The sequence below is a fragment of the Bradyrhizobium iriomotense genome (assembly GCF_030160715.1).
Lineage (GTDB): Bacteria > Pseudomonadota > Alphaproteobacteria > Rhizobiales > Xanthobacteraceae > Bradyrhizobium > Bradyrhizobium iriomotense.
In genome coordinates, this window is record NZ_BSOW01000011.1 from 228,690 (window position 1) to 250,906 (window position 22,217).

Sequence of the window (22,217 nt, forward strand, 5' to 3'; positions counted from 1 at the left end):
CCGGCTAGTAGTCGTAGAAATGCTCAAGGCTCGCACCTTTCGCCGTCAGCTCGCGCTTGATCTCGACGAGCCGGTCGATCCTAGCCTTAAGGCCGGCCCTGCGGAAGCCGGGTTTGGCGTCCAGATCCAGTGAAAACAGTTCCGTGGTGTCGGGACTATCGAGAGCCGTCCCTTTCGGCGCGATCACCGTGATGAGGATCTCGTGATTGCCGGCGATCTCCGCGAGGCGGTGACCGCCGTCGAGCAGCTTGTTCAGGATCTCGCTCAGCGCCTTGTAGCGCGGAGCCTGCACGAGCTGCCAGTCCGGCGACAGCGTCCGGACCGGGGTGATGCGCGGCTCGGCGCTCAGCACGTCCTGCGGCAGCGTCGCGACCACGAACATGATGTCCCGCGGCTCGTCGTCATCGCTGGCATCGAGCGCCTTCTGGATCGCCGCGGCGTAGCCGATCTTGATGAAGTATTCGGTGCCGAGCGCGAAGTCGCGCTCCCAGGTGCGCAAGGTGCTCGGCGTCGGCGCCGAGATCGCCGTCAGTCCGTTCAGCGTGTCGCCGAACGGATATTTGTACCAGGGGATCGTGTAGAGGAATGCCGCATAGTCCTGCAGCACCGCACGGGCGTATTCATCCTGCGGCGTGAGCTTCTCACCCCTGATCCATTCGAACGCACGCCCGATCGTGTTCTCGTAGAGGCCCTTGATCGCGTATTCGGCGGAGTAGCTGATGCCGATGACGTAGATCATCATCTTCACGTCGAAGCGGGATTCCGCAGCTGCCGGCACCGCGCGGTTGATGGTGCAGAAGCTCTGCCAGAAGCCGAGGATATGGCGCAAATAGCCGAAATGACTTTCGCTGGACTGGTCGAGGAAACGGCCAAAATCCTCGAAGGAATAGACGATGTACCATTCGGGGAAGGTGAAATAGGTGTTGTCGAGCGGCCGGCGATAGCCCTTCTCGCCGATCGGCGGCAGCGCAACTGCGGCGGTTGCCGTCGCCGCGGTTTGCGAGGCGGGCTGGCATGTCCCCTCGATATAGGCGAGCGGCCCCAGGATCGCGACGGCGATCAGGGCGAGCAGCGTAAGGACGACGCGGCGCAAGCGCTTAAGCATGGGCCGGGCGTGTACGCGGTGCGAGGAGATAGCCGATCAGGATTGCAAGCCCGCCAAGGCCGAGATGCGGCGCGTTGGCGAAGATGCGGGTCGACAGCGGCAGGTTCAGCACGCCGTTGATGAGGATGCCGAAATCGAGATAGCCGCTGCCGGTGAGGAGGCCGAGCACGCCATCGGCGAAATAGAACACGCCGAAGAGCTGGAAGAACAGTTCGGACGCGCGGCGCGAGGTCAGCGCCGAGGCGAGCGCCCACAGCGCGGAGACGAGATGCAGCCCGTCGGCGTACCAGGTGCGGCGGAACAGGCCGAAGATCATGTCGTTCTGGTCGATGAAGGCGGGGATGTAACCGGTCAGGATCACGAAACCAAGCAGTGCGGCATAGCCAAGGGCGCACAATCTGATGATGTCCATGAGTCCTCCGGTGAGTTCGAATCTTGGTTGAGTTTAGAGTGTCCCGAGCGCCTTGAGCAGGGCGTCATTGAACTGGCCGGGATCCTCGATCTGCGGAATGTGACCGAGCCGGGGCAGCAGAGTGAGGTGCGCCTGGGGCAACAGAGCGTTCAGATCGCGCGCCTGGGCGAGCGGCGTCACGGTATCCATTTCGCCCCAGAGGATCGCGACGGGCTGCTTCAGCCGCGCGTAGGCGGAGCGGTCGGCGCTGATCGCGCCGCGGTCCGCACCTGTGAAATAATAGAGCCAGTCGGCGATATCTGGCGTCGAGTTCGCCCGCGTCAGTGGCCGTTGCAGGATCTCGACATATTCGGGCAAGGCGCGATCCTTTTTCGCGATCAGCGATTGCAGCAGCAGCTTCGTGGCAAGCGGATTGGTGACCGTCAGCGACACCAGCATTTCACGCAGCCATTTCGGACGCAGCACCGCCGGTGGATCGGACGGTTCAGCCGTCAGCCCCAGCGCGGCGTCGACCAGCACCAGCGCACGGGCGCGCGCCGGGAAGCGCAGCACCAGCTCGGTCGCGGCACCCGCGCCGAAGGAATGGCCGACGATGATCGCGGGCGCCGCATTGAGCTTCTCGAGCACGTCGCTGACGCGCTGCGCCTGATCCTGTCGCGCGTAGCCGCCCGGCCGATCGGAGAAGCCGAACGGCGGCAGATCCAGTGCGATCACGTGATAACCGCCGGCTGCGAGCACCTCGCTCGTCGCCCGCCACAATTCGCTCCAGGCCGCGGTGCCGTGAAACAGCACGATGGGGATTCCGGAAGGCGGCCCCTTCTCCTGAACGAAGACATCACCCGAGCGCGTCGCGATCCAATGCCCGCTCGGCGGCGCGCGATCGGCACGGCCTGCGGTTTCGCGAAAAGCAGCCGCCAGCCGGAATGCCATGACTGTGACGACGATCAGCAGCACGAGGATGAGGCCCAGCCAGGCTGCGCCGCGAAGGATTTTGGAGATCAAGTTGCTCTCGGGAAGCGAGGCTGGCTAACAGCAGATCGGCACTCTAGCCGAGGTAGAGCGATTGGCTATCGTAAAATACGGGCTGCGGCCGACGATTCGGGCGCTGCCACCGATGCTCTTGCAGTCAGAAGAGACGCAAACTCGTCCACACTCCGTCATTGCGAGCGCAGCGAAGCAATCCAGACTGTGGCCGCGGAAAGATTCCTGGATGACATCGCAATGACGATGTGGAGAAATCTCGTAGGATGGGTGGAGCAAAGCGATGCCCATCACCGGCGTAAATGGCCGCGCTCTGCACCTGCGCGATGATCGTTCTTTACCCCTGATTTGCCCGACGCGTCAAGTGATTTCGTAAAATCCGTAGCGCGACGTGCCCGCGATCTTTCCCCTTTGCATGGGGTTGTTTTTCAGTTTTTTGGCGGAGAGCCGAACCGGCTCGGGCTCAATCACTGCCCCGATGGCGTGCGCAGGCCGTGCCAGGCGTCGCGCACCTGCTGATAGTGCACTTCGGGCAGGTAGTCGGGCGTGTTCAGGCTCAAGGTCTTGACGTCGAGGTGGCCGACCGCGCTCAGCAGCGTGTAGGAGGCGATGACGCGGTCGCGCAGTGCGCCGATCAGGCGGGCCTTGGCCTGGATCAGGTCGGCTTGCGAGTTCAGCACGTCGACGGTGGTGCGCTGCCCGCCGGCCGCTTCGCGCTGCACGCCCTGGAGGGCGACGGTCGCCGCCTTCACCTCCGACTCGGAGGCGGAGACCGCGATCTTGGCGCCTTCGTTCGCCACCCATGCGCTGGTCGCGGCGGTGCGCGCCTGGTTGCGCACCTGGTCGAGCACGAGCCGGCTCTGCGCGCTGACCTCCTTGGCCTGACGGGTTTGCGACGCGGCCTGTCCGCCGTCATAGATCGGCGCGGTGACGTTGGCGACGACGGAGGCCTGGTCGGTGCCGAATGTGCCGAGCGTCGGGTCGTTGTCGCGGCTGCGGCTGGCGCTGCCCTGCACGTTGGCGCTCGGCAGCAGCGCGCCTTCGGCGACGCGGATATTGGTCGAGGCGACATCGACGTCGAAGCCTGCGGCCATCACCGCCGGATGCTCGCGGATCGCCATGGCTAGCGCGTCCTCGCGGGTGCGCGGCAGATAGCGGTCGACGACCTCGGCGGGTCGAAGCTGCGACGGCGGGTTGCCGATCACCTGGGCGTAGGTCGCCTGGCTGATGGCAAGCGCGACCTCGGCAGCGTTGAGATCGGCAAGCCCGCGGTTGAGGCGTGCCTCGGCCTGCGCGGTATCGGTCGGCGTGACGTCGCCCGCGTTCAGCCGCCGCTGGGTGACGGCGAGCGTCTCGCGCAAAAACGCGACGTTGGAGCGCTGCGCCTCGACCAGCGACTGGTTGGCAAGCACGTTGGTGTACGCGGTCACTGCGTCAAGCAGCACGCCCTGGCCGACATTGCGCAGGGCCTCGCGGCCAGACTGCACCTGAAGCTCGGCGACGCGCACGCTGTTGGCGGTCCGAAAACCGTTGAAAAGGGTCTGCGTCACGGTGACGCCGATGGTCCAGGGCTTCAGCGCCGCGGTCTGGATGGTGTTGTCCGGAAGCAGGTTGCGCACTGATTGCAGGCCGGCACTCAGGCTCGCCACGATCTGCGGCCGGTAGCCCGCAAGCGCCTGCGGCACGTTCTCGTCGGTGGCGCGCTGGCGCGCCCGTTCGGCATTGAGCTGTGGGTTGGTCTGATAGGCTTTTGCCAGGGCTTCCGGCAGCGCTTCGGCCAGCGCGGCTGCGGGGAGGGCACACGAAACCGTCAGCGCAGCCCATGTGACAAGGACATGACCCACGCCCGATCGGCGCCGCGTCCTCACGCGGCCAGTTCTGGCGGCACGCCCGTTCATCTGATCCCGTAACAACCCCGGCTGTCCGCCCCCGCCGACGGCGGCCCTCTTACCTGTTTAACGAGCGCCGGTCCCACAGGCAAACTGCCGCGGGTGAATGTCCCATGAAATCCGTGCTTGTTGCAGCTACGTCACAGGATTCTACCGGAAGGGATGGGGAGCCTTACACCAGCCTTACCGATTCTTGTTCAGCGGCTTGCGCTTCTCGATGAAGGCGGCCATGCCCTCCGAGCGGTCTTCCAGCGCGAAGGTCGCGTGGAACAGGTTGCGCTCAACCTGCATGCCCTCGGCGAGCGTGGTCTCGAAGGCGCGGTTGACCGCTTCCTTGGCCATGGCGGCCGCAGGCTGCGACATCGCGGCGATCTTCTCGGCGGCCGCGATCACCTCGTCCATCAGCTTGTCGGCGGGGACCACGCGGCTGACGAGGCCGCTTCGCTCGGCTTCCGCCGCATCCATCATGCGGCCGGTGAGGCAGAGATCCATCGCCTTGGACTTGCCGATCGCGCGCGTCAGGCGCTGCGTGCCGCCGATCCCGGGAATGGTGCCGAGCGTGATCTCGGGCTGGCCGAATTTCGCGGTGTCGGCGGCGATGATGATGTCGCACATCATCGCAAGCTCGCAGCCGCCGCCGAGCGCGTAGCCCGCGACCGCCGCAATCGTCGGCTTGCGGCAGCGCGCCACGCGGTCGCCGCCGATCGCGGCGAAATCTTCCGAGAACATGTCGATGAAGCCTTTCGGCTGCATCTCCTTGATGTCGGCGCCTGCGGCGAATGCCTTCTCGCTGCCGGTAACGACGATGCAGCCGATCGCGTCATCGGCCTCGAGATCGTCGACGGCGGCCGCGATCTCGCGGAAGACGCCGAAGGACAGTGCATTGAGCATCTTCGGGCGGTTCAGCTTGATGATGCCGACCGCGCCTTTGCTTTCGACGATGATGTGCTCGAACGTGCTCATGCTCCACCCACGCATTCTTCGATTTCAGCGGGCAATGTGCCCGCTGGCGCGGCGAGCTTCAAGAGGGCGAAAACGCCTCACGGGACGCGCGAGCCGCGCGCCCCGGAACCGGCTCAGATCAAGAATTCAGGCCAAGAATTCAGGAAGCCATGAACATGCGCGCGGCCGAGGCCAGCGTCAGGAGGGCGCCGAAGCCGATGAAGATCTTGCCGATCAGCGAGCTCTGGTCCCAGGCCGAGTTTTCGCTGCTCGCGGCAGCCATCACCGGAGCCGGGCGCGGCTGCGCGTCGGTTGCGGCGATAACGGTCTTCTGCGCGAGCGGGTTGTCCGGCTGCTGGGCGGCATCGCCCGGCTGATCGGACGCCGCCATCTGGCCGTCCGGTGCCGGCGCTGTCGTCGCCTGGTCCGCCGCAGCCTGCAAATTGTCATTGGCCCGCGACGTCATGGCCGTGGCCGCTGCGGCGACTGGTGTATCGGCCGAGGCGAGCTGCGCATTGGCGTTGGCGACCGACGGCGGCATCGTGCTCGAGGCCGGCGCGGCGGTATCATCGGGCGCTGTGCTCGCCGCGTCCTTTGTGGCGCTCTTGTCGGCTTTGTCGTCGGACGACTTCTGCGCTGTCTTGCTGGTGTGGTGACGGGCGGCGTGACGCCGGTGTTTCGTTGGCGTGACGGTCTCGGCCGATTTGGTCGCGCTGTCGGTGTTGTCCGACGTGGACGCGGTCGGTGCCGCCTGCGAGGCGCCCCCGAACAGCAGAAAAAGTCCGGCGCCCAGAACTAACGCGACACGCCCGTTGGCTCTGATCATTTAACGATCTCCCCAATGCGCCCGCCCGATGCGAACAGAGACTCCCGGGGCGTGACCGCAACGGGGCAGAAAATGGGAATCTTCGGGCCTGTGCGGGCGAAAACGGGGCAATCCGGCGCGTTTGGCCGGCTCGGCGGGTGCGAGCCGAACCGAACGGTGTTATGAGCCTCCCGGGCTTGCCGGCTCGGCCGGACCGTGGGGCGATGCGCTGCCCGCCGCTCGATCACGATTTCGTGATCTTGCATGGTCGGTGTAACAAATTGAAAGAGCGGCCGAATTGCCGTGTGAGGGGCGCGCGTGCGCGGACGTGAGGACGAATGGACCGGCCTGATGCGGTCGGCCATGGCAGGGGATGATGCGGCGTATCATCGCCTGCTGAAAGCGGTCACGCCGGTGCTTCGGGCTGCCGCCCGGCGCGGTCTCGCGCGGGCCGGCCAGCCTCCCGATCAAGCCGAGGATATCGTGCAGGACATTTTGCTGGCGGTGCATTTGAAGCGGCATACCTGGGACAGCGAAGCGCCTTTCGCGCCCTGGCTGTTCGCGATCGCCCGCAACAAGCTGATCGACGCGCTGAGGCGACGGGGCAGGCGGATCTTCGTCAATATCGACGATTTCGCCGAGACGCTGCCGGGCGAGGCGCCGCAGGAGACAGCCTCCGCAGGCGAGGTCGCGGCGCAGCTTGCCACGCTGCCGCAGCGCCAGCGCGACGTGTTGCAGTCGATTGCGGTCGACAGCACCTCGATCAAGGACACGGCGTCGAAGTTGTCGATGAGCGAGGGCGCGGTGCGCGTCGCGCTGCATCGGGGGCTGGCCGCGCTTACCGCCAAATTGCGGGACAGGTGAGATGGATACCGATCAACTCATTCGCACGCTCGCGGCCGACAACGCTCATCACGCGCCGAAGGTCGGCGCCGTGCTGGCGCTCTCGCTGCTGGTGGCTGCGCCGCTCACGATCCTGATCTTTGCCACTTTCCTCGGCGTGCGGCCGGACGTGATGAGCGCGATGCACAATCCGTTCTTCGACATGAAGTTCGCAGTCACCCTGTCGCTCGCGATCCCCGCGATCGTGATCAGCCTGCATCTGTCGCGGCCCGAGGCCTTGATGCGCGGCTGGGGCTGGCTGCTGCTGCTCCCCGTGGCCCTGCTTGCGGTGGCGATCGGCGGCGAGATGATGATGGCCCCCGCCATGCCGATGACGATGCGGCTCGTCGGCAAGAATTCCAGGGTGTGCCTGTCGGCGATCCCCGCGATGTCGCTGCCGCTGCTCGCGGGTGCGCTGTTCGGTCTGCGGCACGGCGCACCGTCGCGGCCTGCGCTTGCCGGCGCGCTCGCCGGCCTGTTGTCGGCGGGGCTGGCGGCGACGCTCTACGCCTCGCACTGCACCGACGATTCGCCGTTGTTCGTGGCGACCTGGTACACGCTCGCCGCCGCGCTCGTGACCGCGATCGGCGCGCTCGTCGGGGCGAAAGTGCTGAGATACTAACCCGCGCGGGTTACGCCGGAGCGGTGCTCTGCTGCATGCGATGGAAGCGCAGCACCTGCTGCGCGGTCGAGGTGCGCAGCGCCTCGTAAGTATCCCTTGCGGTCAACAGGTCGGTCGGATCGCCGCCGGACAGCTTGTCGCGCATCGCGATGATCGCGCGCACGCTTCCCCATGACAGGCCGGCGACCTTGGCGAGGATCATCACGCCCTCGGTGCGGCTCTCGATCATCATGTTCTCGGCGATCGCAACCGGGATGCCCGCGAGCGCCGCGAGCCCGGCATTGGCCTCGTCGAACTTGTTCTGTTCGGCGAAGGCCGTGACCTGGTGCTCGGTGAGACGGCCATCCTCGAACAGCGATTTCACCAGCGCGCGCGCCATCTCCGTCTGTCTCGTCATGGTCGCGGTGCGGACGCGCTGGGCTGCCTCCTGGACCGCGCTGAGCACGGCGTCGGCCTGACCGGGATTGGCGGCTTCGAGCTTCCTGCGCACGCTCAAGGAGGCCTTCGCGATCAGCTTCAGATAGTGATGACGCGGCAGGTCGGGACGCAGGCCCACGCACGTTGCGAGGTCGTCGTCGCGTTCGGCGCGGCCGACCAACTCGCTGAGGGTCATCTCCGTGAATTGCGCGCCGGGGTTCTTGACCGTCGACTGCACCACCTCGTCATCGCCGCGCGCCACCAGCACGTCGGTGAGCGCGTCGGACAGGACGCGGCGCAGCGAGATCGCCTTGAGATGCGCCTGGCTCTTGCTGCGTGCGATCTCGATCAGGGTCGCCTCGTCCAGCCGCTCGGACTTCGACAGCACGGGGCCGGCGACCTCGATGACGTCGTCGAGCGCGAGCGTGCGGATGGTCATGAGAGGTGCCATGTTGACCGGCGCAAGACGCCCGGCGAGCAGCACCTTGGCCGAGGTCTCGATATGGTCGATCAGGCACTGGAAGACGTCGTCGAACACGGCGACCTGGTCGTCGGAATAGTCCACCACGCCGCCGATGAAGAGATCTGTGACGCGGCGCAGCGTCTCGACCCGGCGCGCAACCGTGCCGTGGGACAGCGTCGCCTGCAATTCGTCGAGCAGGTTTTCGGAAACCTTGGCGGATTCTTTGGCGGGTTTCGATCTCATGGCCCTGTCCTGGAGCGTTCGGTCCGGCGGTCTTTCAGCGCCGCCGGACAAAAATGGATTGGTCAGCCGGTCGCAATGCGGTTGCGTCCGTGCGCCTTGGCGGAATAGAGCGCGCTGTCGGCGCGCGCGAGAAATGTGTCGGCATTATCATTGTCGCGCAGTGCTGCGACGCCAGCGGAAATCGTTACACGCATGCCGGGCGCGAACGCGCTCCAGTCGAGCTCGGCCACGATCATGCGCAGGCGGTCGAGCATGCGCATGGCGGCTTCGCCCGAGGTGTCCGGCATCAGCAGCAGGAACTCCTCGCCGCCGTAACGGCCGAAGCGGTCGCCCGGGCGGATATTGGCGAAGATGGTGATGGCGAAAGTGCGCAGCACCTCGTCGCCGGTCGGATGGCCGTGAGCGTCGTTGATGCGCTTGAACCAGTCGAGATCGATGAGTGCGGCCGAGCAGGGCGCTTTTGCCTCGCGCGCGCCGGCGATCTCCTCATCGAGCGCGCGCATGATCGAGCGGCGGTTGAGCGAGCCGGTGAGCTCGTCGAGCTCGGCGAGCTCCTCGATACGCTGATAAGCGGCCTTCAGCTCGATGCTGCGCCGGTAAAGGATCTTGCGCAGCGTGCTGCCGAACAGGCCGAGGAAGGCGCACTGCCCGATCACCAGGACGAAGCACAGCATCGATGCGAGCCGCTCGAGCCGGCTCGTCACCGGGATGCCGATCGGCAGGTCGGAAATCAGGAAGATGAAGCCGAGCCCCGCGGTCACGAGCGTCCAGGTCAGCATCGCCTGCTGCGAGGTCATGCGCAGCGTGCCGAATGCGAAAACCAGGAACAGCACACTGATGAACGCGATCCCGATCGTCGGCACTGCCAGCACGAAGATGAGCTGGAGCGTCATATGCGCCGAGATCTGGAAGACCGTGAGATAGTGGTCCTTGTACCGCTCGACGACGCCGGCCTCCGACAGCACCGCGAAGGTTCCGATGATCATCAGCCCGCCGAGCCAGAACAGCGACGGCACGATCATCGGGATCGCGCCGTCATAGGCATAGAGCAACAGGACGGAGGCGCCGAGCGAGTAGCTCGCGACCTGGCCGATATACATCTGGCGCCGCTGCTGCGCGCGGCGCGCGACGGCCTCCGGCGTGGCCTTGTCGGACGACAGGACGAGATCCGCGACCTCTGCTGCATTCCGCTCCGGGATGGATGTCGCGGCCGTGCTCATGAACCTGCCATTGGTGAATGTCAGTGCAAAAATCTACGTGGCAAGCCTTTAGGTTTGGTATCCTTGGGACGCGAATCCGGGCTTGCCGCCCGGGTAAGCGCCTTGATCCGACACGGAAATTAGCGAGCGATTAGGGATTGTCGACGATAGGCCAGGGAATGGGCCAAGCAATGGGCCACGGATAAGGTCAACGGTAAGGTCCGGAGATACAGTCAATTGGCCGGCGAATGCGCTGCACAAGGCTGCGTTATGGATCGAGGCTTGGTAAGATCGGGCCGCGCCTGCGGGCGCTCCGCAAGGAAAAGTTCTAGTACTATGTTACCATTTTCAGCGAGCCCCCGAGGGCTGCAAGAATACGCGCGTATGTGGGGTACATCACACATGTCCCCGTACGACTGCGGTAGGTTGAAGATTCTTGCGCCACCCGTCGAACCGCCTGCCGTTTCGACCCGACCAACTTTGCGAGACGGCCTTTGAGCGTGACACAGGCGGCTTCGGACGAAGTCCTGATCGCCCGGATCGCCCAAGGCGACCGGCTCGCTATGCAGGTGCTGTACGGGCGGCACCATGTCAGGGTCTATCGCTTCGGGCTTAGGCTCGTGCGCGATGAGCAGGTCGCTGAGGACCTGATCAGTGAGGTGTTTCTCGACGTCTGGCGTCAGGCCGGAAAGTTCGAGGGCCGATCCGCTGTTTCCACCTGGCTGCTGGCAATCACCCGATTCAAGGCCCTGTCTGCGCTTCGGCGCAGGAAGGATCTCGAGCTGGACGAAGAGGCCGCCAACGCGATCGAGGATACGTCCGATGATCCCGAAACGGCGGTGCAGAAGAAGGATACCAGTGAAGCGTTGCGAGAGTGTTTGACGGCACTGTCGCCGGAACATCGGGAAATCGTCGATCTCGTCTACTACCACGAGAAATCCGTGGAAGAGGTGGCCGAAATCGTCGGAATACCGGAGAACACCGTGAAGACGCGCTTGTTCTATGCGCGCAAGAAACTTGCCGAGCTGCTCAAGGCGGCCGGTGTTGAACGAGGCTGGCCATGATGGCATTGAGCAAGAAGATGCTGGAGCAAGAGCCCAGTGAAATTGAGATGCTGCTGCCATGGCATGCCGCCGGCACGCTGAACCCGCGCGACGCACGCAAGGTCGAGGACGCGCTCGCACGCGATCCTGAATTGGCCAGGCAGTACGACGCGATCCGCGCCGAATACGAAGAGACCATCCATCTCAACGAGAGCCTCGGTGCTCCGTCGGCCCGCGCGATGCAGAAGTTGTTCGCCGAGATCGACGCGGAACCCGCACGCGGGCCCGTAGCGCTGCCGCTCTCGACACGCATTTCCACGTTCTTCGCGAGCCTGTCGCCGCGCACGCTCGCCTGGTCGGCGAGCCTCGGCGCGATCGCGCTGCTGCTCCAGGCCGGAATCATAGGGGCCGTGCTGGTCAAGAACCAGAGCGCGACCTTCCAGACCGCCTCGCTCTCTACGGACGCGCCGATCACGCGCGAGCTCGGGGCCGCGCCTGCGGCGTCGTCGCATGCGCTGGTGCGGTTCACGCCGGACGCGCGGGTCGCCGACATCACCGCGCTGCTCGACAGCTACCAGGCCTCGATCGTTGACGGCGCCAAGGGCGGCATGTTCCGCCTCCAGTTCAGCAAGGCGATGAACAACGACGAGCTAGCCGCGCTGCTCGGCAGGATGCAGCGCGAGAAGATCGTCAACCTCGCCGTGGCGGCGCCTTAAGCGCCCAAGGGTCATGCAGCGCAAGTCCGAAACCGTGTCGAGAGCGGGTGCCTACGCTTCGTCAGTGGGCGCGGTTCTCTTGCTCGGTGCTTTCGGCGGCGAGGTCGCGCACGCGCAGGCGATCATGCGCACGCCGACGATCAGCATTCCCTCCCGCGTGCCGACCATCAGCCCGACGGTGACGGGGCGCGGCAGTCCCGTCGTCACCGGGCGGGCGGTAACCAGCGTCGATCGCGGACCCAGGGTGACGCCCCGGCTGACGGCGCGGATGGCCCCGACGACGGTGCTGCCTTACGTACGCTATTCGCCCAATCTTTATCCTGCCTGTAGCGCGCCTTATCGCGACGCCGACGGCGAATGCCTGGGCCAGCCGAATGCGGCCGGCGGCGGTTCGGGCAAATCGGGCAAGAAGGGCTCCGGCAATTCGGGCCGCAACGCGGCGCAGGCGAGCACCACATCGCGCAGTGTCACCAATGAGTTCGTGGCCGAGCTCGACAGCAACCTTTCGACGACCGATGCCGATGCGCTTGCGCGCACCCACGGCCTGACCCGCATTGCGTCGGAGAGCTTTCCGCTGATCGGCGCCACCATCGGGCTGTTCCGCATCACCGATGGCCGGCCCTACGACACAGTACGCCGCGAATTCGCCGCTGCGAACGGCGTACGCGCGGTGCAGCCGAATTTCCGTTACGTGCTCCAGGACCAGAAGGCGGGCGCGCCGGCAGAAGGCGACCCCGCGCAATACGTGCTGGCAAAGCTGCGCCTGCCGGAGGCGCATATGCTGGTGCACGGCGCGAACGTCACGGTCGCGGTGATCGATTCCGGGATCGACACCAGCCATCCCGAGCTTGCCAATTCAATCGCCGACAATTTCGACGCGCTCGGCAGCAAGGAAGGGCCGCACGTTCACGGCACCGGCATTGCCGGCGCGATCGTGTCCCATGCACGTCTGATGGGAAGCGCGCCCGAGGCGCGCATCATCGCGATCCGCGCCTTCGGCGGCACCACGGGGGGCGCCGAGAGCTCATCCTACGTGATCCTGAGATCGCTGAACTACGCTGCCGAGCACGGCGCGCAGATCGTCAATATGAGTTTTGCCGGGCCGAAGGACGCGGTAATCGAGCGCGCCATCGCGGCGACCGCCGCGCGCGGGCTGGTGCTGGTTGCGGCGGCCGGAAATGCCGGCGCGAAATCGCCGCCGCTTTATCCCGCGGCCAATCCCAACGTGATCGCGGTCAGCGCGACCGATGCGCAGGACAAGCTGTTCTCCGCCTCTAACCGCGGCAGCCATATCGCGCTCGCCGCGCCCGGCGTCGACATCTTCCTTCCGGCGCCGGATGGCAAATACCAGATGACGTCGGGCACCTCGTTCTCGGCAGCCTACGTCTCCGGCGTCGCCGCGCTGCTTCTGGAGCGCAACTACGCTTTGAAGCCGGAAGCGCTGCGCCTGACGCTTGCAAAGACCGCCCGCGACTTGGGAACACCGGGCCGCGACGATCTGTTCGGCGACGGCGAGGCAGATGCCTACGCCGCGGTCATGGCGGTTGCCGTCGATGGTGCGACGCCGGTTGCGGCGGTGCCGGGGACAACAAAACGTGAAGATGCGTCGGAACGTCGCGAAGAGCCTGGAACACGCGCGCTGGAGCAACCCTCGCTTTCCGGCGTCGCGGATAAATCCACGCTTTCTCAAGTGGATAGACCTGCCGCACGATAGTTGCGCGCGAGCTCGCGCGGGCTGCGAAGGTTAAAAAATCACGGGACGGGTTTTGAACGTTCGTCCCCGTGCCACGACCAAATGATGTGGGAGCGGTCATCCCTCCCCATCAGTCATATCAGGCGCGAGCGCCCATCCACCCCAAGCGCCCATATGGCTTGACCCGTCCGGTTGTCCCCCCGGACGGGTCTTTTCTTTTGGGGCTCTCGATCTCCGAAGCGCTCCCCCATTCAGCTCCGGGTTGAGTCAGGGCAGATGATCGTTTGCGAATCGACTGGCGCAGTGCGCTGCAAGACCGCCATGCTTGCGCGGGGCTTGACGACGAAAGCCTGCGAAATCTCCGCGCGACTACGGAATCCCGTCACGAAATTTGTGTCGCCGCTGGACAAGTCAAAACTTTTCCACAAAATAATAACGTCACGTCTAAATTGATTCGCGTGCGTTGCGTCCCGCGTCGGTGGCTCTCTCCTGACGGACTGGTTCATGACACATCGCCAAGACGTGGCTCGCGGCCGCGACATCGCCGTGCGCTGGTGCGCACTCGCCGAGCAGCGGCTGGAGCATCTCACCGAAATGTTCGAGACCGGACGCTGGCGCCGGTATCACTCCGAAGTCGCCTTTCTCGAAAACATCCAGGAAGCCAAGCGCGCCGTGCAGACCTGGCGGGCGCTCGCTGACGGTGCTGACGTGCCCGCGATGAGCCCCGTCGGGACGGTGGCGTTGGGCTGGTCGCCGGCGGCCTTGTCACGGGAGACGGTGCGGCACGCGCCCGTCCAGACCGTGCAGCCCAAGACACTGCAGCCCAAGACACTGCAGCCCAAGGCCGTGCACATCGTGCCGGAAACGGTCGTGCCGGTCGGCTTCGCCGGCATGCCCGAACGGCTCACCGAGATCACCGAAGCCCCGATCGCCCCCGAGCCACCGCCCGCAATCCCCGAAAGGGTTGTCGAATTCACCTTCAGCCTCGACGGCATCGAAGCGAAATATCCGCTGCTGAGGAATGCGTTTTAGTCTTTAGAGGACGGGGACGCTCGCCAAACATTCCGCCGTCGTCCTGGCGAAAGCTGGGAGAACTTGTGGGGACCCATACCGCGGAATCTCTCAATGAGGCGATGCGGCCAGTACCACGCACTTAACCCAATCCTGTGTTGGGTCCTGGATCTGCGCTTCGCTTGTCCAGGACGACACCGAGTGTGTCTCACCGCCGCACCGCATTCCCGCCCACCATTACCTGTGCAATGCGCTGCGCGCCGTCGGCTGCGAGATCCGTCGTGACGGTTCGCGCGTGGTCGAGGCCAACGACGGCGCCGAGGGGGGTCTCGGAGATCATGTTGTTGTTGACGAGCGCGGTGCCGGCGCCCGGCACGATGGACACGCCGACGCCGGCGAGGGCCTTGCGGATTACGTTGCCCGAGATCGCGACGTCGCGCAGATATTTGCCCCAGCCGGCGACGATGCCGTAGGACGGCGCATTCTCGATCACGTTGCCGGTGACGGAGGTGTCAGCCTCGACATATATGCCGACGCCGGCATCGTCGTCGGGCGCGGTACCGATCGGACGTTTCGGGATCAGGTTGCGGACGATGTTGCCCTGGACCACCGCGATGCGGCCGCCTTCGTTGAAGTTGCAGACGGAGACGCCGACGGCGGCACCATCCACCGTGTTGTTGGCGATCACCGCGGCCTCGAACGAGAACTCCGAATAGAGCGCGACCTCGCGCACGTCGCTGACGCTGTTGCCGGTGATCTGGATGTTGGAGGCCGAATTGCCACGCACCGCCGAGTAGTCGCAATTCCGGATGCGGTTGCCACGCACGATGACGTTGCCGGCGCGGAAGGCGTTGATGGCGTTGCCGTATTGTCCGGAGCCGCCGGGGCCGGCCTTGATGTCCTCGATGCGATTGTCGGCGACCAGCGTGCCGTCGTCGCCAATGGCGGTGCGCAGGATCTCGATGCCGTTGTCGTTGGTGCCGAGAATCGTGTTGCGCGAGACGATGAGTCCCCTGGCATCGAACGAGACTACAGCCGTCACGGCGATGTTGGTGAAGATGTTGCCCGAGATGTCTCCGGCGATCTGCTCGAGCCAGATGCCGCTGCCGCCAGAGCCCGTGATCTCGCAATCGAGAATGCGGACGTCGCGTCCGCCGAGACAGTGGATGAGGCCGCGGCGCGTCGGCAGCGCAATGCCGCCGCCGTCGAAGGTAATGCCCGTAAGGCCGATCGAGCCGGCACCCTCGCTGAGGACCATCGAGGGACCACCGCTGAAGATGAATTTCGTGGCACCGCGCACGCCCACGAGTTGCGAGCCGTTTTGCAGCCGCAACAGCCCGGTGCGGTAGATGCCGGGCGGGAACGCCAGCGGCATTTGCGCGCGTGCGGCGTCATCGATTGCGCGCTGGAGCGCGCGCGTCTGGTCCTCGCTGCTGCCGGGCCGCACGCCATACTGCGTGGCGTCGCGTCCCCGCATGGACGTCAAGGGTGCTGCGCGCGCGGCATCGACGGGCATGGCCAGCGCACCGGCAAGGCCGGCGGTGGAAGCTCCGATGAGATGGCGACGATTGAGGTCCATAACGCGTCCTCCGGCGGACGCGGGACGCATCCGCGCGCGTTAGGTAGCGCAGAAATGGGGCAGGGCGGCCAACCGCCGGACGATTGTTGCGGGTAGGGTTAAATGTTTACCCAGGAAGAGGTGCCGTAGGGTGGGTTAGCCGAAGGCGTAACCCACCACCATTTCATCGCGAGTACGGAGCCTTTGGAAGCCAAAGTGGTGGGTTGCGCTAACCCACCTACGCAGCCGCACTGTGCCGCGCCGATCGCACCATTTCCATCAGCATCGCTTCGCCGGCATCGACCAGTTCCTCCAGCGTGATGCGCGGCGCTCCCTTGCGCCGCGACGCGCCACGCCGAGACAGCAGCGGGATGTGGATGAACGCCGCAAGCTTTGGCCCGCCGGCGTTCACGCTCTCGATCGCGCGCCAGCTCAGATAGTTGCAGAGATAGGCGCCGGCATCGCGCGAGGTCCGCGCGTCGATCCCGGTCAGTCGCGCGGCCCGCAGGAGTTTTGCAGTGTGCGGGCCGAACATCATCGCGTCCGCGTTCGCTGCGATCGCGCCTTTGCGGGAACGGGTATTTGCGGCATCGGGCCAGAGCATGGTGACGGCATTGCGCGCGCGGGTCTCGATGCGCAGGTGTGAGGTGCGTGCGGCGAGGCCGAACATCAGAAGCGCATCGGGCCTCACCTTTGCGAGCACCTCCGGCAATTGCCGGTCCACCGCGGCGTAGGTCACCGGGAAGATGTGGGTCGCGAGCTCGACGCCGTCGAACGCCGGACGGCGCAGCCGCGACAGCCGCGCGACCAGCGGCTGCGTCGGATTGTAGGGCGCGCCGGGGAACGTGCCGAAGCCGGTGAGAAGGACGCGAAGCTTGCCGCTCATTGCAGGAGCTCCATGATGTGCTCGGCGGCGAGCGCCGGCGTGACGCGGCCATCGGCGACCTCGGCCTCGATCTTCTTCACCCTGGCGCGGACGGAAGCCTCGGTGCGCAGCCGCGACAGCATGCGCTGCTCCAGCATCGACCACATCCATTTCACCTGCTGCTCGCGTCGACGCGCGGCAAAATCGCCCGACGCGCTCATCGCCTTGCGATGATCGAGGATCTTTTGCCACAGTTTTGCGATGCCAGTGCCGGTCAGCGCCGAGTAGGTCTCGACCGGCGGGTGCCAATGCTCCGAGCGCGGTGCCAGAATATGCAGCGCGCCGCGATAGTCGGCGGCCGTCATGTTGGCGCGCTTGAGATTGTCGCCGTCGGCCTTGTTGATTGCGATCATGTCGGCGAGCTCGACCAGGCCCTTCTTGATGCCCTGCAATTCGTCGCCGCCGCCCGGCAGCATCAACGCGAGGAAGAAATCGGTCATGTCGCAGACCGCAGTCTCGGACTGGCCGATGCCGACGGTCTCGACCAGCACGACGTCGAAGCCGGCCGCCTCGCAGAGCAGCATCGCCTCGCGCGTCTTGGCGGCGACGCCGCCGAGTGTGCCCGACGACGGCGAGGGGCGAATATAGGCATGATCGGATGCCGCGAGCTGTGCCATCCGGGTCTTGTCGCCAAGGATCGAGCCGCCGCTGCGCGCCGAGGACGGATCGACCGCGAGCACCGCGATCCTGTGGCCTTGCGCAATCAGATACGTGCCGAGCGCATCGATGGTGGTGGACTTGCCGACGCCCGGCGAGCCGGTGATGCCGACGCGAACTGCCTTGCCGGTATCCGGCAGCAGCAGTTGCACCAGCTCGCGTGCGGCCGCCTGATGGTCGCCGCGCCGGCTCTCCACCAGCGTGATGGCGCGGGCGAGCGCCGCGCGGCTGCCGGAACGAACGTCCCGGGCGAGGGCTTTGACGTCGAGCGAAGCCTTCTTCTGAATCATGCCCTGCTTTACAACGGCCGGGCGGGACAGGCGAGGGCCGGGGCCGGGATCGACGCGGCCGGCTTCACCCCGCTCGACACGTTACGTCTTGGCGAGGCCGGCGGCCTTCATCGCGGCGCCCATCTGGGCATCGCCCTTGTCCATGAAGTCGGCGAACTGGCCGGCATCGCGCCAGGCCATGCCGAAGCCGCGGCTGGTAATGAAGGCCCTGAACTCTGCGGAGTCGAAGATCCTCTTCATCGTCGTCGTGAGCCTGGCCGCGATCTCCGGAGGCAGGCCCTTCGGTCCGCCGATGCCGCGCCAGCCGCCGATCGAATAGTCGATCCCCATCGCTTCCTTGAGGGTCGGTACGTCGGGGAAAACAGGGTTGCGTGCCGGCGCCATGATGGCGAGGCTGCGCACCTTGCCGGCCTCGATGGCCGGGCGCGCCTCCGGCACCGAGCAGGTGGCGAGATCGATGTTGCCAGCCGCGAGATCCTGCATCGCGGGTGCGGCACCGTTCGACGGCACCCAGGCGATCTGGTTGGCCGGTAGTCCCATCGACTGCATCCAGCCGATCAGCGCGAGATGCCAGATGCCGCCCTGACCGGTGCCTGAGGCCCTGAACTTGCCGGGCGGCGCGTCCTTGATGGTCACGGCCAATTCCTTGACCGTCCTGTAGGGCGAGGCGGAGGAGACCTGGATGCCCGGTGCGTCCTCATTCATCATGGCGAGCGGCGTGAAGCTCCGCGGCGTCAGGTCGGTGAGCCCCTGCCAATGCATCATGGTGAGCTCCACGGTCAGCATGCCGATCGTGTAGCCGTCGGGAGTGGCAGTTGCGATTGCGGTGTGGCCGACGACGCCGGAGCCGCCGACCCGATTGACCACGTTGAAAGGCTGGCCGAGCTCCTTTTCCAGCATCGTCGCGAGAACGCGCGCAGTCGCATCCGTGCCGCCGCCTGCGCCCCACGGCACGACCAATGTCACGGGCCGCGCCGGATAGGTCTCCGCGCGTGCCGGCATGAGTCCAAGAGCGGCGGCAGCGACCGACGATGCCGCGAAGGCGCGGCGCGTGATGGCGGACATGAGCACCTTTTCAGCGGCGCCTGTAACGTCGGACGCCCTGTCTATAGCGACAGTTTTGGCAGCTTTGCACCGGGGCGGCAAGCCGGCCGCGCCACTTGCGTTGTGAGCAACGTGTCGCCGCGACGAATCATTGCCCGTCGTCTTCGTCGCCCTTCGGTCGCGCGCCGCCGAAAATTCGCGCGCCTTCCGGCGTCAAATAAGGCTTCAGCGTCTCCCACGACGCGAAGGCGACATATTCGCCCTCGGCGTAGGGGCCGACCGCATAGGGCGGAAAGTGGAAGGTGAGACCGGAGCTCTTGCCGGCCTCGGTCGAAGGCGCGAGCGTCACGGCGCCGATCTTGAGCAGGCTCGGCTCGACGCTCTTGAACCATTCGTTGGTGGCCGTCTCGCCCGCATCGCGCTTCTTCTTCTCGATTCGCAGCGAGGCGACCACGGCCTTTTGCATCGCCTTCATCGTCGCTCCGTTGTCCGCGGTCTCGGTGAAGAACGGGCGGATCGATATGCGCTTGGCTTGCGCCTTGTCCCACAGGATCGTGTTGACGTCGGAATTCGGATGCGCGCCATGCGTATCCATGTAGTCGGCGCGGATCAGGCTGACATAGCGGTCGGCGACCACCGAGCGTACCGTGTATTTGCGCTCGAAATCCCAGCCGCCGTTCTGGAAGAACTGCGGATCCTGCTTGCGCGTGCTGGCGGCATCAGCCGCATTCTTCTCGAGCCACTTCTTGCTCTCGGCGAGGCAATCGGCAGCGAGCGCCGGATCGGCCTTGATCCGGTCGTCGAGCAGCACGCGGGCTTCGATGGTCCTGTTCTTGATGATCGCATCGGGCTTGGGATCAGCCGCATGGGCCGGCGAGACCATGGAGACCACTGCGACGGCCGAGAGGATCGCGATGGTCCGCAGGAGCAGCCCTGCGCGCGTGATTGCACGATAGTATGTCACGTCAATACCCATGAATTCATATTTCCTTCCGATGCCGGTCGAGCCCGGACATCTGCCACGCCATAGACAGCGTCAGATGAACTGGCGCAGAACGCCGCAATCGGAACACCGTATCGTGAAGGTTGGTCGCGGCAAGGCGCCTGCAGGTTCTCCGTCGGAGAGCGCGGGGCTGTGCCGAACTACTCCGCCGCCGCGCTATGGCCGAGCCGGGCGTTGAGCTTGTGGATCAGTTCCTCGGCGGCGTCCGCGATCACGGTGCCTGGTGGGAAGATCGCTTCCGCGCCCGCTGCATGGAGTGCGTCGTAATCCTGCGGCGGCACCACGCCGCCGACGATGATCATGATGTCCTCGCGGCCGTGCTTCTTCAGCGCCGCCTTCAATTCCGGTACCGCGGTGAGGTGGGCGGCGGCGAGTGAAGAGACGCCGAGGATGTGCACGTCGTTCTCGACCGCCTGGCGCGCGGCTTCATCGGCGGTGGCAAACAGCGGTCCGATGTCGACGTCGAAGCCGATATCGGCAAAGGCCGACGCGATCACCTTCTGCCCGCGGTCGTGGCCGTCCTGGCCGATCTTGGCGACGAGAATGCGCGGGCGGCGGCCTTCCGCCTCCTCGAAGGCGTCGATCAGCGCCTGCACCTTTTCAACCTGGCTGCCCATGGCGGACGCCTCCCGCTTGTAGACGCCGGTGATGGACCTGATCTCGGCGCGGTGGCGACCGAACACCTTTTCCATCGCGTCGGAAATTTCGCCGACCGTTGCTTTCGCGCGCGCCGCGTCGATCGCGAGCGCGAGCAGGTTGCCGTTGCCTTCGCCGGCCGAGCGCGTCAGCGCGGCGAGCGCGGCTTCGACGTCCTTCTGGTTGCGCTCGGATTTGAGCCGCGTCAGCTTGTCGATCTGCAAGCGCCGGACATTGGTATTGTCCACTTTGAGGATCTCGATCGGCGCTTCATCTGATGGCTTGTACTTGTTGACGCCGATCACCGCCTGCTTGCCCGCATCGATCCGGGCCTGTGTCTTGGCGGATGCCTCCTCGATGCGCAGTTTCGGCACGCCGGCTTCGATGGCCTTGGCCATGCCGCCGAGCTCCTCGACCTCCTGGATATGGCCCCAGGCCTTCGCTGCGAGATCGCGCGTCAGCCGCTCGACATAATAGGAGCCGCCCCAGGGATCGATGATGCGGGTGGTGCCGCTTTCCTGCTGGAGGAAGAGCTGCGTGTTGCGGGCGATGCGCGCTGAAAAGTCGGTCGGCAGCGCGAGCGCTTCGTCCAGCGCGTTGGTGTGCAGCGACTGGGTGTGGCCTTGGGTCGCGGCCATCGCCTCCACCGTCGTGCGCATCACGTTGTTGAAGACGTCCTGCGCGGTCAGCGACCAGCCGGAGGTCTGGCAATGCGTACGCAGCGAGAGCGAGCGCGGATCCTTCGGATTGAATGGCTTGAGCAGCTTCGCCCAGAGCAGCCGCGCGGCGCGCATCTTGGCGACTTCCATGAAGAAGTTCATGCCGATCGCCCAGAAGAACGACAGGCGCGGCGCGAAGCGGTCGACGTCGAGCCCGGCAGCCAACCCGGCACGCAGATATTCGACGCCGTCTGCGAGCGTATAGGCGAGCTCGAGATCCTGCGTCGCGCCGGCCTCCTGCATGTGATAGCCGGAGATCGAGATCGAATTGAACTTCGGCATCTTTTGCGAGGTGTAGGCGAAGATGTCGGAGATGATCCGCATCGATGGGCTCGGCGGATAGATGTAGGTGTTGCGCACCATGAACTCTTTCAGAATGTCATTCTGAATCGTCCCTGAGAGCTTCTCCGGCGCGACGCCCTGTTCTTCCGCCGCCACCACGAACAGTGCGAGGATCGGCAGCACCGCGCCGTTCATGGTCATGGACACGCTCATCCGGTCGAGCGGGATGCCCGCAAACAGCGTGCGCATGTCGTAGATGGAATCGATGGCGACACCGGCCATGCCGACGTCGCCGCCGACGCGCGGATGGTCGGAATCATAGCCGCGATGGGTCGCGAGATCGAAGGCGACCGAGAGACCCTTCTGTCCCGCCGCGAGGTTGCGCCGATAGAAGGCGTTGGAATCCTCCGCCGTGGAGAAGCCGGCATACTGCCTGACCGTCCAGGGCTGGTTGACATACATGGTCGGGTAGGGGCCGCGCAGGTACGGCGCGATGCCCGGGAACGTCTCGAGGAAGTCGACGCCGGCGAGATCGGTCTCGCCATAGGCGCTCTGGACCGGGATGCCCTCGGGGGTCAGCCACGGCTCGGCGCTGCCGGCCGGAGCGGCAGTTTTGGTCCGCTCGAAGGCGACATCGGCGAAATTGGGGATGCGGCTCATGGTTCCAACCATATCAGAGG

The 22,217-nt window shown here is 65.5% G+C and carries 20 protein-coding genes; 6 read left to right on the plus strand and 14 right to left on the minus strand.

The window, feature by feature from the left end:
- Positions 1-4: 4 nt before the first annotated feature.
- The 6 genes from QQL28_RS17705 to QQL28_RS17730 form a co-directional block, all read right to left on the minus strand.
- On the minus strand, positions 5-1,105 hold the full coding sequence (locus QQL28_RS17705; protein WP_284267341.1) for a hypothetical protein: 1,101 nt from the start codon (positions 1,103-1,105) through the stop codon (positions 5-7).
- A complete protein-coding gene (locus tag QQL28_RS17710) occupies positions 1,098-1,517 on the minus strand; it encodes a hypothetical protein (protein ID WP_027528164.1) in 420 nt (139 codons plus the stop codon). The genes QQL28_RS17705 and QQL28_RS17710 overlap by 8 nt, the downstream gene beginning before the upstream one ends.
- A 33-nt stretch (positions 1,518-1,550) precedes the next feature.
- Positions 1,551-2,519, minus strand: a complete 969-nt coding sequence (locus QQL28_RS17715; RefSeq protein WP_284267342.1) for an alpha/beta fold hydrolase — start codon at positions 2,517-2,519, stop codon at positions 1,551-1,553.
- 446 nt (positions 2,520-2,965) lie between these two features.
- A complete protein-coding gene (locus QQL28_RS17720; RefSeq protein WP_284267343.1) occupies positions 2,966-4,396 on the minus strand; it encodes a TolC family outer membrane protein in 1,431 nt (476 codons plus the stop codon).
- Between the two features lie 174 nt (positions 4,397-4,570).
- Positions 4,571-5,350, minus strand: coding sequence for an enoyl-CoA hydratase (locus QQL28_RS17725; protein WP_284267344.1), 780 nt, complete (start codon positions 5,348-5,350; stop codon positions 4,571-4,573).
- A gap of 139 nt (positions 5,351-5,489) precedes the next feature.
- Positions 5,490-6,155 carry a hypothetical protein gene (locus QQL28_RS17730; protein ID WP_284267345.1) on the minus strand — a complete coding sequence of 222 codons (666 nt, stop codon included), beginning with the start codon at positions 6,153-6,155 and terminating at the stop codon, positions 5,490-5,492.
- A 297-nt stretch (positions 6,156-6,452) separates the two neighbouring features.
- On the opposite strand from QQL28_RS17730, the gene QQL28_RS17735 reads away from it, so the two are divergent.
- Entirely contained in the window at positions 6,453-6,998 is a 546-nt protein-coding gene (locus tag QQL28_RS17735; RefSeq protein ID WP_284267346.1) for a sigma-70 family RNA polymerase sigma factor, read from the plus strand.
- A gap of 1 nt (position 6,999) precedes the next feature.
- A complete protein-coding gene (locus QQL28_RS17740; RefSeq protein WP_284267347.1) occupies positions 7,000-7,638 on the plus strand; it encodes an NrsF family protein in 639 nt (212 codons plus the stop codon).
- A gap of 10 nt (positions 7,639-7,648) precedes the next feature.
- Here the strand turns inward: QQL28_RS17740 and QQL28_RS17745 are convergent, their stop codons facing one another.
- Both QQL28_RS17745 and QQL28_RS17750 read right to left on the minus strand, forming a co-directional pair.
- The gene (locus QQL28_RS17745) at positions 7,649-8,761 is read right to left on the minus strand and encodes a DUF2336 domain-containing protein (protein WP_284267348.1); all 1,113 of its coding nucleotides are present in this window, start codon (positions 8,759-8,761) and stop codon (positions 7,649-7,651) included.
- 62 nt (positions 8,762-8,823) lie between these two features.
- Positions 8,824-9,981: a GGDEF domain-containing protein gene (locus tag QQL28_RS17750; RefSeq protein ID WP_284267349.1), complete on the minus strand. Its 1,158-nt coding sequence runs from the start codon at positions 9,979-9,981 to the stop codon at positions 8,824-8,826.
- Positions 9,982-10,454: 473 nt separating this feature from the next.
- Between QQL28_RS17750 and QQL28_RS17755 the strand changes: the two genes are divergently transcribed.
- The 4 genes from QQL28_RS17755 (at position 10,455) to QQL28_RS17770 (ending at position 14,444) form a co-directional block, all read left to right on the plus strand.
- Complete coding sequence (locus QQL28_RS17755; protein ID WP_284267350.1) at positions 10,455-11,024, plus strand: sigma-70 family RNA polymerase sigma factor; 570 nt, start codon at positions 10,455-10,457, stop codon at positions 11,022-11,024.
- Positions 11,021-11,719, plus strand: coding sequence for a hypothetical protein (locus QQL28_RS17760; RefSeq protein WP_284267351.1), 699 nt, complete (start codon positions 11,021-11,023; stop codon positions 11,717-11,719). The genes QQL28_RS17755 and QQL28_RS17760 overlap by 4 nt, the downstream gene beginning before the upstream one ends.
- Positions 11,720-11,732: 13 nt before the next feature.
- Positions 11,733-13,433, plus strand: a complete 1,701-nt coding sequence (locus tag QQL28_RS17765) for a S8 family serine peptidase (RefSeq protein ID WP_284267352.1) — start codon at positions 11,733-11,735, stop codon at positions 13,431-13,433.
- A 483-nt stretch (positions 13,434-13,916) separates the two neighbouring features.
- Positions 13,917-14,444 carry a TIGR03809 family protein gene (locus QQL28_RS17770; protein WP_431309613.1) on the plus strand — a complete coding sequence of 176 codons (528 nt, stop codon included), beginning with the start codon at positions 13,917-13,919 and terminating at the stop codon, positions 14,442-14,444.
- 187 nt (positions 14,445-14,631) lie between these two features.
- Here the strand turns inward: QQL28_RS17770 and QQL28_RS17775 are convergent, their stop codons facing one another.
- From QQL28_RS17775 to scpA, 6 genes are all read right to left on the minus strand, one after another.
- Positions 14,632-16,002 (minus strand): TIGR03808 family TAT-translocated repetitive protein, encoded by a 1,371-nt coding sequence (locus QQL28_RS17775; RefSeq protein ID WP_284267353.1) that lies wholly within the window; start codon positions 16,000-16,002, stop codon positions 14,632-14,634.
- A 217-nt stretch (positions 16,003-16,219) separates the two neighbouring features.
- Positions 16,220-16,867 (minus strand): pyroglutamyl-peptidase I, encoded by a 648-nt coding sequence (locus QQL28_RS17780; protein ID WP_284267354.1) that lies wholly within the window; start codon positions 16,865-16,867, stop codon positions 16,220-16,222.
- On the minus strand, positions 16,864-17,853 hold the full coding sequence (gene meaB / locus QQL28_RS17785) for a methylmalonyl Co-A mutase-associated GTPase MeaB (protein WP_284267355.1): 990 nt from the start codon (positions 17,851-17,853) through the stop codon (positions 16,864-16,866). Before meaB ends, QQL28_RS17780 begins: the two co-directional genes overlap by 4 nt.
- A gap of 81 nt (positions 17,854-17,934) precedes the next feature.
- Entirely contained in the window at positions 17,935-18,918 is a 984-nt protein-coding gene (locus tag QQL28_RS17790; protein ID WP_284267356.1) for a tripartite tricarboxylate transporter substrate binding protein, read from the minus strand.
- A gap of 127 nt (positions 18,919-19,045) precedes the next feature.
- Complete coding sequence (locus QQL28_RS17795; RefSeq protein WP_284267372.1) at positions 19,046-19,780, minus strand: RsiV family protein; 735 nt, start codon at positions 19,778-19,780, stop codon at positions 19,046-19,048.
- Positions 19,781-20,040: 260 nt separating this feature from the next.
- On the minus strand, positions 20,041-22,197 hold the full coding sequence (gene scpA, locus QQL28_RS17800) for a methylmalonyl-CoA mutase (RefSeq protein ID WP_284267357.1): 2,157 nt from the start codon (positions 22,195-22,197) through the stop codon (positions 20,041-20,043).
- Between the last annotated feature and the right edge of the window lie 20 nt (positions 22,198-22,217).

What these genes read in the sequence shown, in the direction of transcription:
- QQL28_RS17705 (WP_284267341.1), bottom strand. Translation starts at nt 1,105, where the DNA reads ATGCTTAAGCGCTTGCGCCGCGTCGTCCTTACGCTGCTCGCCCTGATC.
- QQL28_RS17710 (WP_027528164.1), bottom strand. Translation starts at nt 1,517, where the DNA reads ATGGACATCATCAGATTGTGCGCCCTTGGCTATGCCGCACTGCTTGGT.
- QQL28_RS17720 (WP_284267343.1), bottom strand. Translation starts at nt 4,396, where the DNA reads ATGAACGGGCGTGCCGCCAGAACTGGCCGCGTGAGGACGCGGCGCCGA.
- QQL28_RS17725 (WP_284267344.1), bottom strand. Translation starts at nt 5,350, where the DNA reads ATGAGCACGTTCGAGCACATCATCGTCGAAAGCAAAGGCGCGGTCGGC.
- QQL28_RS17730 (WP_284267345.1), bottom strand. Translation starts at nt 6,155, where the DNA reads ATGATCAGAGCCAACGGGCGTGTCGCGTTAGTTCTGGGCGCCGGACTT.
- QQL28_RS17740 (WP_284267347.1), top strand. Translation starts at nt 7,000, where the DNA reads ATGGATACCGATCAACTCATTCGCACGCTCGCGGCCGACAACGCTCAT.
- QQL28_RS17745 (WP_284267348.1), bottom strand. Translation starts at nt 8,761, where the DNA reads ATGAGATCGAAACCCGCCAAAGAATCCGCCAAGGTTTCCGAAAACCTG.
- QQL28_RS17750 (WP_284267349.1), bottom strand. Translation starts at nt 9,981, where the DNA reads ATGAGCACGGCCGCGACATCCATCCCGGAGCGGAATGCAGCAGAGGTC.
- QQL28_RS17760 (WP_284267351.1), top strand. Translation starts at nt 11,021, where the DNA reads ATGATGGCATTGAGCAAGAAGATGCTGGAGCAAGAGCCCAGTGAAATT.
- QQL28_RS17765 (WP_284267352.1), top strand. Translation starts at nt 11,733, where the DNA reads ATGCAGCGCAAGTCCGAAACCGTGTCGAGAGCGGGTGCCTACGCTTCG.
- QQL28_RS17770 (WP_431309613.1), top strand. Translation starts at nt 13,917, where the DNA reads ATGACACATCGCCAAGACGTGGCTCGCGGCCGCGACATCGCCGTGCGC.
- QQL28_RS17775 (WP_284267353.1), bottom strand. Translation starts at nt 16,002, where the DNA reads ATGGACCTCAATCGTCGCCATCTCATCGGAGCTTCCACCGCCGGCCTT.
- QQL28_RS17780 (WP_284267354.1), bottom strand. Translation starts at nt 16,867, where the DNA reads ATGAGCGGCAAGCTTCGCGTCCTTCTCACCGGCTTCGGCACGTTCCCC.
- meaB (WP_284267355.1), bottom strand. Translation starts at nt 17,853, where the DNA reads ATGATTCAGAAGAAGGCTTCGCTCGACGTCAAAGCCCTCGCCCGGGAC.
- QQL28_RS17790 (WP_284267356.1), bottom strand. Translation starts at nt 18,918, where the DNA reads ATGTCCGCCATCACGCGCCGCGCCTTCGCGGCATCGTCGGTCGCTGCC.
- QQL28_RS17795 (WP_284267372.1), bottom strand. Translation starts at nt 19,780, where the DNA reads ATGGTCTCGCCGGCCCATGCGGCTGATCCCAAGCCCGATGCGATCATC.
- scpA (WP_284267357.1), bottom strand. Translation starts at nt 22,197, where the DNA reads ATGAGCCGCATCCCCAATTTCGCCGATGTCGCCTTCGAGCGGACCAAA.